13 protein-coding genes, 2 tRNA genes, 2 rRNA genes and 2 riboswitches are annotated in these 14351 nt (G+C 37.4%); of the genes, 3 read left to right on the plus strand and 14 right to left on the minus strand.

Annotated elements, in window-relative coordinates; translation table 11 throughout:
• From WAZ07_RS25815 to groES, 6 genes are all read right to left on the minus strand, one after another.
• Positions 1-124, minus strand: a 16S ribosomal RNA gene (locus tag WAZ07_RS25815); the annotation flags it as partial.
• A 511-nt stretch (positions 125-635) separates the two neighbouring features.
• Complete coding sequence (locus tag WAZ07_RS25820) at positions 636-1961, minus strand: NCS2 family permease (RefSeq protein WP_336474679.1); 1326 nt, start codon at positions 1959-1961, stop codon at positions 636-638.
• A gap of 130 nt (positions 1962-2091) precedes the next feature.
• A riboswitch (purine riboswitch) is annotated at positions 2092-2194 on the minus strand.
• Between the two features lie 160 nt (positions 2195-2354).
• On the minus strand, positions 2355-3893 hold the full coding sequence (gene guaA, locus WAZ07_RS25825) for a glutamine-hydrolyzing GMP synthase (RefSeq protein ID WP_396551199.1): 1539 nt from the start codon (positions 3891-3893) through the stop codon (positions 2355-2357).
• Positions 3894-4044: 151 nt separating this feature from the next.
• A riboswitch (purine riboswitch) is annotated at positions 4045-4146 on the minus strand.
• A 236-nt stretch (positions 4147-4382) separates the two neighbouring features.
• Positions 4383-4670 carry a hypothetical protein gene (locus tag WAZ07_RS25830; RefSeq protein WP_336474680.1) on the minus strand — a complete coding sequence of 96 codons (288 nt, stop codon included), beginning with the start codon at positions 4668-4670 and terminating at the stop codon, positions 4383-4385.
• Positions 4671-4908: 238 nt separating this feature from the next.
• Positions 4909-6543 carry a chaperonin GroEL gene (groL, locus tag WAZ07_RS25835; RefSeq protein ID WP_090920193.1) on the minus strand — a complete coding sequence of 545 codons (1635 nt, stop codon included), beginning with the start codon at positions 6541-6543 and terminating at the stop codon, positions 4909-4911.
• A gap of 38 nt (positions 6544-6581) precedes the next feature.
• Positions 6582-6866: a co-chaperone GroES gene (gene groES / locus WAZ07_RS25840; protein WP_020063193.1), complete on the minus strand. Its 285-nt coding sequence runs from the start codon at positions 6864-6866 to the stop codon at positions 6582-6584.
• A gap of 343 nt (positions 6867-7209) precedes the next feature.
• Here groES and WAZ07_RS25845 point away from each other — a divergent pair, with 343 nt between their 5' ends.
• Both WAZ07_RS25845 and WAZ07_RS25850 read left to right on the plus strand, forming a co-directional pair.
• Positions 7210-7938 carry a CPBP family intramembrane glutamic endopeptidase gene (locus WAZ07_RS25845; protein ID WP_336474681.1) on the plus strand — a complete coding sequence of 243 codons (729 nt, stop codon included), beginning with the start codon at positions 7210-7212 and terminating at the stop codon, positions 7936-7938.
• A gap of 2 nt (positions 7939-7940) precedes the next feature.
• Positions 7941-8138 (plus strand): YdiK family protein, encoded by a 198-nt coding sequence (locus tag WAZ07_RS25850; protein ID WP_090920187.1) that lies wholly within the window; start codon positions 7941-7943, stop codon positions 8136-8138.
• A gap of 26 nt (positions 8139-8164) precedes the next feature.
• Here the strand turns inward: WAZ07_RS25850 and WAZ07_RS25855 are convergent, their stop codons facing one another.
• Entirely contained in the window at positions 8165-8794 is a 630-nt protein-coding gene (locus WAZ07_RS25855) for a redox-sensing transcriptional repressor Rex (RefSeq protein ID WP_090920184.1), read from the minus strand.
• Positions 8795-8977: 183 nt separating this feature from the next.
• Between WAZ07_RS25855 and WAZ07_RS25860 the strand changes: the two genes are divergently transcribed.
• A complete protein-coding gene (locus WAZ07_RS25860; RefSeq protein ID WP_336474682.1) occupies positions 8978-10903 on the plus strand; it encodes an ABC transporter ATP-binding protein in 1926 nt (641 codons plus the stop codon).
• Positions 10904-11249: 346 nt separating this feature from the next.
• On the opposite strand, the gene tsaD is transcribed toward WAZ07_RS25860, so the two are convergent.
• The 7 genes from tsaD to rrf all read right to left on the minus strand — a co-directional run bounded on the left by tsaD (position 11250) and on the right by rrf (position 14340).
• The gene (gene tsaD, locus WAZ07_RS25865; RefSeq protein ID WP_090920178.1) at positions 11250-12266 is read right to left on the minus strand and encodes a tRNA (adenosine(37)-N6)-threonylcarbamoyltransferase complex transferase subunit TsaD; all 1017 of its coding nucleotides are present in this window, start codon (positions 12264-12266) and stop codon (positions 11250-11252) included.
• Complete coding sequence (gene rimI / locus WAZ07_RS25870) at positions 12266-12709, minus strand: ribosomal protein S18-alanine N-acetyltransferase (protein ID WP_090920175.1); 444 nt, start codon at positions 12707-12709, stop codon at positions 12266-12268. The genes tsaD and rimI overlap by 1 nt, the downstream gene beginning before the upstream one ends.
• Before the next feature lie 11 nt (positions 12710-12720).
• A complete protein-coding gene (gene tsaB / locus WAZ07_RS25875) occupies positions 12721-13413 on the minus strand; it encodes a tRNA (adenosine(37)-N6)-threonylcarbamoyltransferase complex dimerization subunit type 1 TsaB (protein WP_336474683.1) in 693 nt (230 codons plus the stop codon).
• Entirely contained in the window at positions 13394-13867 is a 474-nt protein-coding gene (gene tsaE, locus WAZ07_RS25880; protein WP_090920168.1) for a tRNA (adenosine(37)-N6)-threonylcarbamoyltransferase complex ATPase subunit type 1 TsaE, read from the minus strand. Before tsaE ends, tsaB begins: the two co-directional genes overlap by 20 nt.
• A 190-nt stretch (positions 13868-14057) precedes the next feature.
• A tRNA-Asp gene (locus tag WAZ07_RS25885) sits at positions 14058-14133 on the minus strand.
• Positions 14134-14136: 3 nt separating this feature from the next.
• A tRNA-Met gene (locus WAZ07_RS25890) sits at positions 14137-14213 on the minus strand.
• A gap of 11 nt (positions 14214-14224) precedes the next feature.
• Positions 14225-14340, minus strand: a 5S ribosomal RNA gene (gene rrf / locus WAZ07_RS25895).
• Positions 14341-14351: the final 11 nt, after the last annotated feature.

The raw sequence follows: 14351 nt of genomic DNA on the forward strand, positions 1-14351 counted from the left end.
TACGTGTTACTCACCCGTCCGCCGCTAACTTCTTAAGAGCAAGCTCTTAATCGGTTCGCTCGACTTGCATGTATTAGGCACGCCGCCAGCGTTCATCCTGAGCCAGGATCAAACTCTCCAATAAAGTTTGTCTAGCATCATAAATAAAAATTGACGTTTCACGTTGTTTGTTTCGTTCAGTTTTCAAAGAACTTGTTTGCCGCCTGGTTGCGACTTCCTTATGTTAACATCTTTGTTTTTCGATGTCAACTAAGTTTTTTATTTCGTTTTCGCTTTCTGCTCTGTTGCAGCAGCGACTCGTATAATACTACACCCTTTTATATTAAACGTCAATATATTTTTCTAACAAAATATAAAAAGGTTCATTTCCCATCAATAAGCCTTTTGTTTTCCTCCACCCTTTTAATATAAGCCCCTGCTATGCACAGCCTGACGCTCTCATCACCCCTAAAAAGAAAAGGGCTTTTATAGCGGTTTTGCAACTTATCTATATCCCAAGTTATTTTCTTTATATAACTTATACAACTTTCATCTATATCAAGTTACGAAATATCCGCAAATCAACTGAACCTTCCATATTTTTATTATAACAAAAAGGACTAGGCATCTCCTCCTAGTCCTTTCAAAAAACCCCTTTATTTACGAACATACATGAAATAGAGTACAAACAAAATTGCCATGACATACATAATCGGATGAACTTCTTTTCTTCGTCCTTTTACAACCATTGTAATTGGATAGAAGATAAATCCAATTGCAATACCCGTTGCGATACTGTATGTAAGCGGCATTGCAATAATTGTAAAAAATGCCGGTACTGCCGTTTCGAATTTCTTCCAATCAATTTCCCCTAATGATGAGACCATCAAAACCCCTACAATAATTAAAGCCGGTGCCGTTACAGACGGTGTTACTACACTTAATAACGGTGAAAAGAAAAGTGCTAATAAGAAAAATCCTCCTGTTACAACGGCTGTAAATCCAGAGCGTCCTCCTACTGCTACCCCTGCAGAGGATTCAATATAAGACGTCGTTGTTGATGTACCAAGTATTGCTCCGATTACAGTTGCAATTGCATCAGAGAACAATGCTTTCCTCGCACGTGGTAATTTATTATCTTTCATTAAGCCCGCTTGATTCGCAACCGCTACAAGCGTTCCTGCTGTATCAAAGAAATCGATAAAAAAGAAAGTTAAAATAACAATGAGCATCTTAGCAGTAAAAATATCTCCAAGATGTTGAAGAGCAACTCCGAATGTCGGTGTTAAGCTTGGAACTGCACCAACAATCGACTTTGGTGTATCAATTAGCCCTGTTGCTACACCAACAATTGCTGTAAGCACCATCCCAAAGAATACTGCCCCATTAACGTTTCTTGTCATTAAAATAACGATTACAACTACACCAAAGATAGCAAGTAATGTCGTCCCTTTCGTTAAATCACCTAAACCAACAAGCACAGCATCATTATTTACAATAATCCCCGCATTTTGAAAACCAAGAAATGCGATGAACAACCCAATTCCAGCTGCTACTGCAAACTTTAATTCTGTTGGAATTGCGTTAATGATTTTTTCACGAAGGCCGGAAGCTGTAAGAAAAATAAACATAATACCTGATACTAGTGTTCCAGCAATCGCCGTTTGCCACGGAATCCCCATTGTTAATACGGCTGTGTAAGCAAAGAAAGCATTAATCCCCATTCCCGGCGCTAGTGCGATTGGATACTTTGCAAAAATCCCCATGATTAATGATCCAATTGCCGCTGCTAAAGCTGTAGCAACAAACACTGCTCCCGGATCCATTCCGGTCCCTGCCGGCAATCCCTTAACATGTCCCAGCGATAGTGTAGCGGGATTAACAAACAATACATATGCCATAGATAAAAATGTTGTTAATCCTGCAATGAACTCTGTTTTGTAATTTGTGCCGAGCTCATCGAACTGAAAATAACGTTTCATCTTATGTTTCCCCCGTTATATAATTGCTCGTCGCACTCCTTACTAGCCCCTCTTTTATCTTTAAAAATAAAAAAGGCTTCCAATGCATTATACATGGAAGCGTCCGTAAACAAAGGCAAGTATCCCTTACCCTTATATCAAAACGCCTCGTAGTCAAGCCATTTACGGTAGCAAGGTAGAAACTTTCGGGCCATATTCCCGATATTATACGACGGCTAAAATATTCACTTTTATTATTGATTACATATTCATACTAACTCATATACAGATAAGTGTCAATTCAAAAACGAACGTTTTTTAATCAAATTTATTTTTCGTTCGTATAAAACACAAAAAAGATCCATCTACACATAAAGGCATAGATGGATCGTCTTCTATATCATGAAATTCAATTTATTCCCACTCAATTGTTGCTGGTGGCTTAGAAGTAATATCATACACGATACGGTTAACGTGTTTTACTTCGTTTACGATACGTACAGAGATTTTCTCTAATACATCCCAAGGGATACGTGCCCAGTCAGCTGTCATACCATCGATTGATGTTACTGCACGAATACCTACTGTGTAATCATACGTACGCTCGTCACCCATAACACCTACGCTGCGCATACCAGGAAGTGCAGTGAAATATTGCCAAACTTCACGATCTAAACCAGCTTTTTTGATTTCTTCACGTAAAATTGCATCAGATTCACGAACAATTTCTAATTTCTCTTCTGTAATTTCGCCTAGTACACGGATACCAAGTCCTGGACCTGGGAAAGGTTGACGCCATACGATTTCATCAGGAATTCCTAGTTCTGATCCTAATTCACGTACTTCGTCTTTAAATAACGTATTTAAAGGCTCGATTAACTTAAACTGCATATCTTCTGGAAGTCCACCAACGTTATGGTGAGATTTAATTGTTTGCGCAGTCGCTGTACCACTTTCAATAATATCTGTGTACAGTGTACCTTGTGCTAAGAAGTCCATTCCTTCTAATTTAGAAGCTTCGTCATCGAATACATAAATAAATTCATTACCGATGATTTTACGTTTTTGTTCCGGATCTTCAACACCTGCTAATTTGCTCATGAAGCGTTCTTGTGCATCCACCTTAATAACGTTCATGTGGAAGCCTTCGCTAAATGTTTTCATAACCCCTTCAGCTTCTCCTTTACGAAGTAAGCCATGGTCAACGAAAATACACGTTAATTGGTCCCCGATTGCTTTATGAATTAATACAGCTACAACAGAAGAGTCTACACCGCCGCTAAGCGCACATAATACTTTCTTGTCGCCAACTGTTTCACGAATCTTTTCTAATTCTACTTCAATAAAGTTCTCCATATTCCAGCCTTCAGTACAACCACAAACACCGAATACAAAGTTCTTAATTAAATCATTACCGTGCTCAGAGTGACGCACTTCTGGGTGGAATTGTACGCCGTATAAGTTTTGTGCTTCGTTGCTCATACCAGCAATTGGACAAGAGTCACTTGTTGAATCTACTACGAAACCTTCTGGTAAGCCTGTTACTAAGTCACCATGGCTCATCCAAACAACTTGCTCTTCTGGAAGATTTGTATATAATTTCGATTGGTTCTCTACTTTTACTACCGCTTTTCCATACTCACGATGGTCTGCACGTTCTACTTTTCCACCAAAGTGCTTTGTCATTAATTGCATGCCGTAGCAAATACCGAAGATCGGTAAGCCTAAATCAAAGATTTTCTCATCGCAGTGGAATGCACTTTCGCCATATACACTGTTTGGTCCACCAGAGAAGATAATCCCTTTTGGATTCATCGCTTTAATTTCTTCTGCTGTAATTGTATGTGGATGAAGTTCACTATACACGCCAAATTCACGAATGCGACGCGCAATTAACTGGTTATACTGACTTCCAAAATCTAAAACGATAATCGTATCGTGCTGTTTCTTCAAAATAATCACCCCATAGTTCTGTATATAAACATTTTCACCAATTTGGTAAAAACAATTACCAATATAATAAAAAAAGCCAGTCCCCTGCCCTCAGTCTCATAACAAAGAAAAGGCAGGAGTCTAGCTTTATAAAGGAGTTTGTTCCTTATAAATATAGACACACTGCCTTCATAGTCAGGTTGTTTACGGTAACCCGGTAGAGACTCTCAATCCGTATTATTGAGGATATATGAAGGAACGTTTAATATTATCTTTCTAGATTCTAACAATGAAACGTGAATACGGTCAAGAGAGAAAGCGACAAAATTCTACAGAAATTATTTCCCTATATAGTGAAACGTCCTTCTGTTATTCATTCAAAGCCCTTGTGATTATATTGCAATCCGTAACCTGCACTGTGTAATTGGTCTCTTACAAGGTCATAAAATTTCGTGCTGTATTAACAATTACCCTTATTACAAACTTGGCTTTTCCGAAATGATATTTTATTCATCGCCAACGCCATGCAATAGTTGTGTCTTCTATATAAATAGCAGGAATGGCTATCCCTAAGTGTTTCTCTTCATTTTCGTCAAAAACAGACCAATTCTCCTCATTCAAAAAATTAGGGTCTATACTGTCAAAATCAAATGTACTTTCTTCATTAACCATTTCACGAAAGTATTCTTCATAAGGTTTGCTATTTTCATTTAAATGTATAGTGCCATACATCCACGGTGCATCAGTAAAAATATCTATAATTTCGCCTAACTCAATGTCTTTGAAATATAATTTCATATATACACCTTCTTATTCATAAATTTCGAAAGAATCCCAGGAACTTTACTAACTTAAAAAATACTACCTACTACCATAACACGCCCGAAATTGTTCTATCTAGCCATGAATACTCGTCCCCCTATATCTTGATAAGCAAACTTTAAAAGTACAAAAAAGACTACCTCCTTTACTTAGGAAGTAGTCTTCTTCTTACTAACTATTTATACATTGAACAGCTTCTCAAAATGAGGGCTTATTACATCATGCCGCCCATACCGCCCATGCCCATGCCGCCCATGTCAGGCATTGCAGGTGCATTTGGTTCTGGTTTGTCAGCAACAACTGCTTCAGTTGTTAAGAACATTGCTGCAACAGATGCTGCGTTTTGAAGAGCAGAACGAGTTACTTTCGTTGGATCTACGATACCAGACTCAAGCATATTTACCCATTCGCCTGTTGCTGCGTTGAAACCAACGCCAACTTTTTCGCCTTTTAAGCGCTCTACAACTACAGAGCCTTCTAAACCAGCGTTCACTGCGATTTGACGAACTGGTTCTTCTAACGCACGAAGCACAATGTTAATACCTGTAGCTTCGTCACCAGTTGCTTCAAGGTTAGCTACTTTGCTGTATACATTCATAAGTGCAGTACCACCACCAGCAACAATACCTTCTTCTACTGCTGCACGAGTTGAGTTAAGTGCATCTTCAATGCGAAGTTTGCGCTCTTTCAATTCAGTTTCAGTAGCCGCACCTACTTTAATTACAGCTACGCCACCTGCTAATTTAGCAAGACGTTCTTGTAATTTTTCACGATCAAATTCAGAAGTTGTTTCTTCTAGCTGTGCACGGATTTGACCAATGCGAGCTTCGATTTGTTCTGTGTTTCCTACACCTTCAACAATTGTTGTATTTTCTTTTGTTACAACAACTTTGCCAGCACGGCCTAAAGATGCGATAGTTGCAGATTTTAAATCACGACCTAGCTCTTCTGTAATTACTTCGCCGCCAGTTAAGATCGCAATATCTTCTAACATCGCTTTACGACGATCACCGAAGCCAGGAGCTTTAACAGCTACTACATTGAACGTACCGCGAAGTTTATTTACTACCAATGTAGCTAACGCTTCGCCTTCTACGTCTTCAGAGATGATAAGAAGTGGTTTACCTTGTTGTACCACTTGCTCTAATACTGGTAAGATTTCTTGAATGCTAGAAACCTTTTTATCTGTAATTAAGATAAATGGGTTATCAAGAACCGCTTCCATTTTATCAGAATCAGTAATCATGTAAGGAGAAGCATATCCACGGTCAAACTGCATACCTTCTACTACATCTAATTCTGTTGTGAACCCTTTAGATTCTTCTAATGTAATAACGCCGTCGTTACCAACACGTTCCATTGCTTCTGCAATTAATTGGCCTACTTCTTCATCATCAGCAGAAATAGCAGCTACTTGTGCGATAGAAGATTTACCTTCGATTGGTTTAGAAATCTCTTTTAATTCTTTAATCGCTGCTGTAACAGCTTTTTCAATACCTTTACGAAGACCCATTGGGTTCGCACCAGCTGTTACGTTCTTTAAACCTTCACGAATCATTGCTTGCGCTAATACAGTTGCAGTTGTCGTTCCATCACCAGCTACATCATTTGTTTTGCTAGCAACTTCTGCAACTAGTTTTGCACCCATATTTTCAAATGCATCTTCTAATTCGATTTCTTTTGCAATTGTTACGCCGTCATTTGTAATAAGCGGAGAACCGAATTTTTTCTCAAGTACAACGTTGCGACCTTTTGGTCCAAGCGTAACTTTTACTGCGTTTGCAAGAGTGTCGACACCGCGAAGCATCGAACGACGTGCTTCTTCACTAAATTTAATATCTTTTGCCATAATATTTGACCCCCTTGAATTTTTAAAGATTTATATAATTAACCGATAATTGCTAAAATGTCGCTTTCACGTAAAATTAAGTATTCTGTACCTTCGTATTTCACTTCAGTACCTGCATATTTTGAGAAGATGATACGATCTCCTGTAGCTACATCTAAAGCAACACGCTCACCATTTTCAAGCACACGACCAGTACCAACTGCCACTACTTTACCTTCTTGTGGTTTTTCTTTTGCAGTGTCTGGTAGTACGATACCACTTGCTGTTTTTTCTTCTGCTTGAACAAGTTCAATTATAACGCGATCACCTAATGGCTTTAGCATGAACAACAACCTCCTCAATTTATTATGTAAATTTTATGTTTATTAGCACTCTAATACCTTGAGTGCTAACACACTTATTATAATAAAGAATCTCATTTTCTTTTGCAAGTGAAAAAATCGTAATTTTTCGGAAAACTATTCCACCCCCTCCCCAACTTGTTTAAAAACTTTTATGATTTACTTAATAATTACATAAGGGAAAACTGCAAAAAATCCATTTTTAGATTCCGTCGTTTTTTCATCTTCTCCTATGTTACAATAAGAAAGATGCCATAATTTGTTTTCTCTATGGATAGGGCATTTTCCTTTTTCTTTACAAAAAATTCAAAAAGGAGTTACGAAATTGAAGAGACAATATTGGTGGGTTATTGTTACATATATTTTGATGCAACTATCAGGGATAATTGGAGGATGGATCCTTCTAAAAAGCGGAGTATACAATAATGGACATCGGACCTTTGAACAAAAAGTTCAACTGGCAACTGCACACTGGGGACTGATTAGCTTCTTTATTGCTCTTATCATTATCCTTATGTTACTACGCAATGATACACAATCAGAAAAATGGGAGCGTGGAAAAACAAATATTCTTGCTACGATAGGATGGATTATTTTAGGAGTTTTTCTTGCTTTATTCGCCCAAGTAATTGCCGGCACAATTGAAACACAAGTTTTTAAAATTAAAGCTGAATCAGAAAATACACAAAACATTATCGAAATTATAAAAGCTGCTCCATTATTTATGATTGTTTCATCTATATTCGCTCCCATTCTTGAGGAAATTGTATTTAGAAAAATTCTATTTGGAACACTATATAAACGATATAACTTCTTTATCGCAGCGATCGTGAGCTCGCTTATATTTGCTCTCATTCATTTTGACCCTACACATTTATTAGTGTATATTTCCATGGGGCTTGTTTTTTCATTTTTATACGTACAAACAAAACGAATTATTGTCCCAATTATGGCTCATGTTATGATGAATACAAACGTTATGTTAATTACATTTGTACTTCGTCCATATCTAGAAAAAGCTGAAAAATTGCAAGGATTCATCGGAGGATTTTAAACATGCGAAATTCACCATTTGTTATGGCAACTTTGTATTTTCTTCTAGGGTGTATTTTTACATACTTAGCAATTACAAGTGTTCAAGATACAATTTGGAACTTTTACACACTATTGCTTGCCGTAATGGCAACGATTGATTTTAATTTTGCACTTCGCCTTCTTTTTTCTAAACCGAAAAAAGATAGTAAGAAGAAATAATAAAAACGCAGGAAATTCCTGCGTTTTTATTGTGGATAATTTTTCAAAAAGTACACGAGCGTTTGTAATTCTACTGCTAAATCAATATGATGAATTCGAATATGTTCTAATATGTTTAATCTAGCAGGTGTAAAGTTTAAAACACCTTGTATGCTCGTATGCGATAAGCGATCTGCTACAGATTGTGCAACAGAAGCAGGCACTGTTAATATTGCCACTTTTATATCATCTGATAATCTCTCTTCTAATTCATCCAGATGATATACTGGAATCCCTCCGATTTCTTTCCCAACTTTCTCTTCATCAACGTCAAATGCCATCTCAATTTTTGTATTATTATTTTTTGTAAAATTGTAATGTAAGAAAGCCGTACCTAAGTTACCTACCCCAATTAATGCTACGCGTGTTACATCATCTTGATCAAGTGTTTCGCGGAAAAACGACAATAAATAATTCACATTATAACCATATCCCTTTTTCCCTAATGCCCCAAAGTATGAAAAATCTCGTCGAATCGTCGCTGAATCTACTTTCACCGCTTCACTTAATTCTGCAGATGATACGCGTTGCTTACCAGATAACGATAAGTTTTGGATAAATCGATAGTATAGAGGCAATCTTTTGGCAGTCGCCTGCGGAATTTTAGGCTGCTCCATGCAACCCCCTCCTCTCTTCCTATCTGTTCAAGTGATTGAAACATATACAGAAGTTTAGCATTGAAACTTTTCCTTGTATAATAGAGAGAGAATTTCTCTATTTATGTTCAACTATACACTATTTTTAGTATGATTGAGAAATATAATCATGGCAAAGTTAAGAAATTATTTGAGGTGAAAACATTGATTTTACTACAAGTGAATAACCTTTCCAAGCTGTATGCGGCTGAAGTCATTCTTTCAAACATTAAGTTAGAAGTACAGACGCGTGATCGCATTGCACTTGTCGGGCGTAACGGCGCTGGAAAGTCTACATTATTAAAGATTATTGCAGGAGAATTATCCCATGACGGCGGAGAAATTATAAAACCGAAAGATGTATCTATCGGTTACTTAGCACAGCATACTGGTCTTGAAACATCGTTAACGATTTGGGATGAAATGCTAACAGTATTCCTCCACTTACAGCGCATGGAGAAAGAACTCCGCAGGTTAGAACAAGAAATGGGAAAAGAAGAAAATTTCACAAATGAAACTATTTACGAAAAACTATTAGCAGAGTATGATCGCCTACAATTAGATTATAAAAATGAAGGCGGCTATCAATACGAAGCTGATATTCGCTCTGTTTTAGGTGGACTTGGTTTTCCTTCAGAAACACACGAAGCGACAATCTCCACATTAAGCGGCGGACAAAAAACTCGTTTAGCTCTTGGTAAGTTATTATTAACAAAACCAGATTTACTTATTTTAGATGAGCCAACCAACCATTTAGATATCGATACATTAACGTGGCTGGAGCAATATTTACAAGGTTATCCTGGTGCTATTTTAATCGTTTCACACGATCGATACTTTCTAGATAGACTTGTAACGCAAGTATATGAAATTTCTAATAAACAAAGTCGAAAGTACACAGGAAACTACAGTAAATACTTAGAACTTAAAGCGGCGCTATATGAACAAGAAATAAAACGTTACGAGAAACAGCAAGAAGAAGTAACAAAATTACAAGACTTTATCCAAAAAAATATTACTCGTGCTTCCACAACAAAACGGGCGCAAAGCCGCCGAAAACAATTAGATCGTATGGAACTTATGGAAAAACCAATCGGTGATACAAAATCTGCTTCTTTCCACTTTGATATCGATAAACAAAGCGGTAATGATGTATTACAAGTAAAAGATGTTACCATTGGTTATAATAACGAGCCAATTATTCAAAACATTCATTTCCAATTAACAAGAGGCGATAGTGTTGCACTTGTTGGCCCAAACGGAATTGGAAAATCTACTTTATTAAAATCTCTTGTGGATAAACTTCGTCCTTTAAACGGTAATATTTCGTTTGGTTCCAACGTTTCTATCGGATATTATGACCAAGAACAAGCAAACTTAACATCATCAAAACGTGTATTAGACGAGCTTTGGGATGATTACCCGATGCAACCAGAAAAAGAAATTCGCACAGTACTTGGAAACTTTTTATTTTCTGGTGACGATGTTCTAAAGCCTGTTTCTTCTTTAAGCGGTGGACAAAAAGCACGTTTAGCTCTTGCAAAACTTATGATGAAAAAATCAAACGTACTTATTTTAGATGAGCCGACCAACCATCTGGATTTAAGTAGCAAAGAAATTTTAGAAAATGCGCTCATTGATTTTCCAGGAACTATTTTATTTGTTTCCCATGACCGCTATTTCATTAACCGCATTGCCACAAAAGTGATTGAGTTGTCCCAGGGCGGAGCAGCGGAATACCTAGGTGATTATGATTATTATGTAGAAAAGAAAAATGAAATGCTAGAACGGGCAGAACTCGAAGAACAAGAAACAAATAAACCTGTACAAAAACAAGTGGCACAAGAAAAATTAAATTATATTGAAGAAAAAGAACGTAAAAAGCAAGAACGCCAACGTATGCGTAGAGTTGAAGAACTAGAAGAAAATATCGCGACAATTGAAGAACAAATCATGGCATTAGAAGAACAACTTTGTCTTCCAGAAGTATATGCTGATTACGAAAAAGCCAGTGATATTACAACAGAAAAACAAACACTTCAAGAACAATTAGAAACATGTATGGAAGAATGGGAAGAATTACAACTGTGAAAAGGTTAGTGGTTACACTGACCTTTTTATTTATCCCGCTATTCGTGGCGGTAAGACCCTCAATGATGGAAATTTCACTTTATCCACAGTATTATTCACATATTGATCTTTATATTTTCAAGATAAATATAAGTTTTCCACATTATCCACAAGAATAATAATATTTACCCACAATTTATACTCACAAAAAAACCTATATTATCAACAGATAATATAGGTTTTATCCACAGGTTGTGGTTAATTCTGTGTATAAAATTACATCTTTTATCAAAAAGAATTTCTCTATCCACAACTAATAGTTTATGTTTACGTCCTCTTACATGCAAAAACGTGAAACTTACCATTATTATGATTCAATATCTAAACCAGGGTTTGCATTTAACGCTAACGTCGCTCTCTTTCCTTGCTCATATGCAATCGTACCGGCTGCAGCAATCATAGCAGCATTATCTGTACATAAAGATAACGGTGGAATGATAAGTTCAACATCTTCTTTCTTTTCAAACTCTTCCTCTAAACGAGCCCGTAATCCTTTATTTGCCGCTACTCCGCCAGCAAGAAGCACTTGCTTTACACCATACTCTTCTGTTGCTCTTATTGTTTTTGTTACTAAGACATCAATTACACTTGCCTGGAAACTTGCAGCTAAATCTTCAGGGGTAAGTTCTTCTCCGCGCTGCTTTGCGTTATGCACAGTGTTAATAACCGCGGATTTTAAACCACTAAAACTAAAATCATAAGAATCTGGTTCAAGCCATGCACGAGGTAAATCGATTGTCGGCTCTCCTTCATGAGCAAGACGATCAATGTGCGGCCCACCTGGATACGGCAATGATAATGTACGTGCCACCTTATCGTATGCTTCTCCTGCAGCATCGTCTCTTGTTTCACCAATTACTTCAAATGAACCATGCTCTTTCATATAAACAAGCTCTGTATGTCCACCAGATACAACGAGAGACAATAATGGAAACTGCAGTTCTTGTACTAAGCGATTCGCATAAATGTGTCCCGCAATATGGTGCACCCCAACTAGAGGGATATTATGTGCAAAAGCTACTGCTTTTGCTGCATTCACACCGATTAACAACGCCCCAACAAGACCTGGTCCTTCCGTAACCGCAATTGCATCAATATCCTCAAACGTAATTTGCGCTTCTTTTAATGCTTCTTCTAACACAACCGTCATTTGTTCTACGTGGTGACGAGATGCAATTTCTGGAACAACCCCGCCAAAACGTTTATGGCTTTCAATTTGTGAAGCTACAATGTTCGCCAAAATTTCTCGTCCATTTTTTACAACTGCTACAGCTGTTTCATCACAGCTAGTTTCAATACCCAATATAATTGTATCTTTTTTCATCATAAGTTCACCCACATTACAAGACCATCTTCATAATTGTCTGTATAGTATCTTTTACGGATTCCGCCATTTTGAAAACCAAATTTTCGATATAACTTTTTCGCAACTTCATTTGAAACACGGACTTCAAGCGTCATCGTATTTCCCCCAAGAGCTCTTGCTTTGTTCATTACTTCTTGTAATAACGCTTCTCCAAGCCTTTGACCGCGGTATTGTGGTAATACCGCAATGTTCGTAATATGTGATTCATCAAGAATAATCCAAAGCCCGCAATAACCTAGAATTCCTTCCTCTGTTTCCATTACAACGTAGTGTGCATACTCATTCATTTTTAATTCTCGTTCAAATGCTTCGGCAGTCCAAGGAATCGCAAATGAAGCTTCTTCAATCGCAACAATTTGTGAAATATCCTCTTCCTTCATATTTCTGAATGTAATATTCATTCATAAGACCCCTATTTCTTTTGACTTTCTAACCATTTTGCCTCTGCTTCTGCCAAACGAAGGTAACTCGGAACGAATGTATGCACAGGTTGTTCTTCTTTCTGTAAACCTAAGAAAGCTAATTCACTTGGACGTGGATTATGTTTCGTCATTGGAGCAAATACAGCTTGATCTCCTAAATGTTCTACAATTGTATCTTTATGCTGTTCTACATCATTCCCGATAAATAAAACAGATTCTCCCATCCTTTTTAACATTTGTAACCAATCGGCAATGAGAATAATACGATCCTCTTCCACAGATTGCAACTCTTGTTCTCTATATGTATACAATCCTGTATAAATTTGCTGACGACGACCATCAAATAACGGACAAATGTATCCTTGGAAATTCATTCCGTTTGCTGCCAGCACTTCTAAACTTGATACACCAACAATTGGAATTTGTAATGACCAAGCTAATGTTTTCGCTACTGTTACACCAATACGAACACCTGTATAAGAGCCCGGACCAGCTGCGACAACGATTTTATTTAATTCTTTTGGCTCCACATTACATTCTTGTAAAAGTTTCTCTACTGCTGGCATCAGACGCACAGAATGGTTTTTAGTTAAATTTGTAATGACTTCTCCCACAACAGTATTTCCATCAATAAGAGAAACTCCCATTACATAGTTAGAAGTATCAATTGCTAGTACTTTCATTTTGTAATAGCTCCTCACATAATCTAATATAACGTTCTCCGCTCGGCTCTAATACAATTTTTCTTGTACTATCCCCCGTGTGGAATAAACTAATTTTTAAAAGTGAAGGTGGTAAAAAAGCCTCTATTAAATGTGCCCATTCCACCACTGTTACACCTTCACCATAAAAATATTCATCAAACCCTAAATCTTCTTCGCTCTCCGCTAGGCGGTATACATCCATATGATACAGCGGTAATCGTCCTTTATATTCTTTAATAATATTAAATGTCGGGCTATTTACAACACGTTTCACACCAAGACCTTTTGCAAGACCTTTTGTAAATGTTGTCTTACCTGCACCTAAGTCTCCTTCTAAAATGAAAACATCCTGCGCCTCAACTAATTGTCCAAGCTTTTCTGATAAATTCTGCGTTTCTTCTGAAGACATTGTCGTTATTTCATATTTATTCAAAGGTTTCACCTACCTTACTGTTAGTATTCTCTGCTTTTTATTATACAGATTTTTTATTTTTGTTTCAGTTTCAAATATATAAAAAAGACCTTAGGAGTTGTCCTAAGGATAAGATTGACTGTCTTATAAGTTTAATTAGAGTAAATAAAAAAACACGAAACATATTGTTTCGTTCTTTATTTTATATAAATGGCGGTCCCGACCGGGGTCGAACCGGCGATCTCCTGCGTGACAGGCAGGCATGTTAACCACTACACCACGGGACCATTTGGTTGCGGGGACAGGATTTGAACCTGCGACCTTCGGGTTATGAGCCCGACGAGCTACCAGACTGCTCCACCCCGCGATGATAATAAAGCCTGGCAACGTCCTACTCTCACAGGGACAAAGTCCCAACTACCATCGGCGCTAGAGAGCTTAACTTCCGTGTTCGGTATGGGAACGGGTGTGACCTCTCTGCCATCATTACCAGACTTATGAAGGT

Source organism: Bacillus bruguierae (assembly GCF_037104725.1).
Lineage (GTDB): Bacteria > Bacillota > Bacilli > Bacillales > Bacillaceae_G > Bacillus_A > Bacillus_A bruguierae.

Excerpts from the sequence above, each read along its gene's own strand:
- WAZ07_RS25820 (WP_336474679.1), bottom strand. The coding sequence starts at position 1,961 with ATGAAACGTTATTTTCAGTTCGATGAGCTCGGCACAAATTACAAAACA.
- WAZ07_RS25830 (WP_336474680.1), bottom strand. The coding sequence starts at position 4,670 with ATGAAATTATATTTCAAAGACATTGAGTTAGGCGAAATTATAGATATT.
- groL (WP_090920193.1), bottom strand. The coding sequence starts at position 6,543 with ATGGCAAAAGATATTAAATTTAGTGAAGAAGCACGTCGTTCGATGCTT.
- groES (WP_020063193.1), bottom strand. The coding sequence starts at position 6,866 with ATGCTAAAGCCATTAGGTGATCGCGTTATAATTGAACTTGTTCAAGCA.
- WAZ07_RS25850 (WP_090920187.1), top strand. The coding sequence starts at position 7,941 with ATGCGAAATTCACCATTTGTTATGGCAACTTTGTATTTTCTTCTAGGG.
- WAZ07_RS25855 (WP_090920184.1), bottom strand. The coding sequence starts at position 8,794 with ATGGAGCAGCCTAAAATTCCGCAGGCGACTGCCAAAAGATTGCCTCTA.
- tsaD (WP_090920178.1), bottom strand. The coding sequence starts at position 12,266 with ATGAAAAAAGATACAATTATATTGGGTATTGAAACTAGCTGTGATGAA.
- rimI (WP_090920175.1), bottom strand. The coding sequence starts at position 12,709 with ATGAATATTACATTCAGAAATATGAAGGAAGAGGATATTTCACAAATT.
- tsaB (WP_336474683.1), bottom strand. The coding sequence starts at position 13,413 with ATGAAAGTACTAGCAATTGATACTTCTAACTATGTAATGGGAGTTTCT.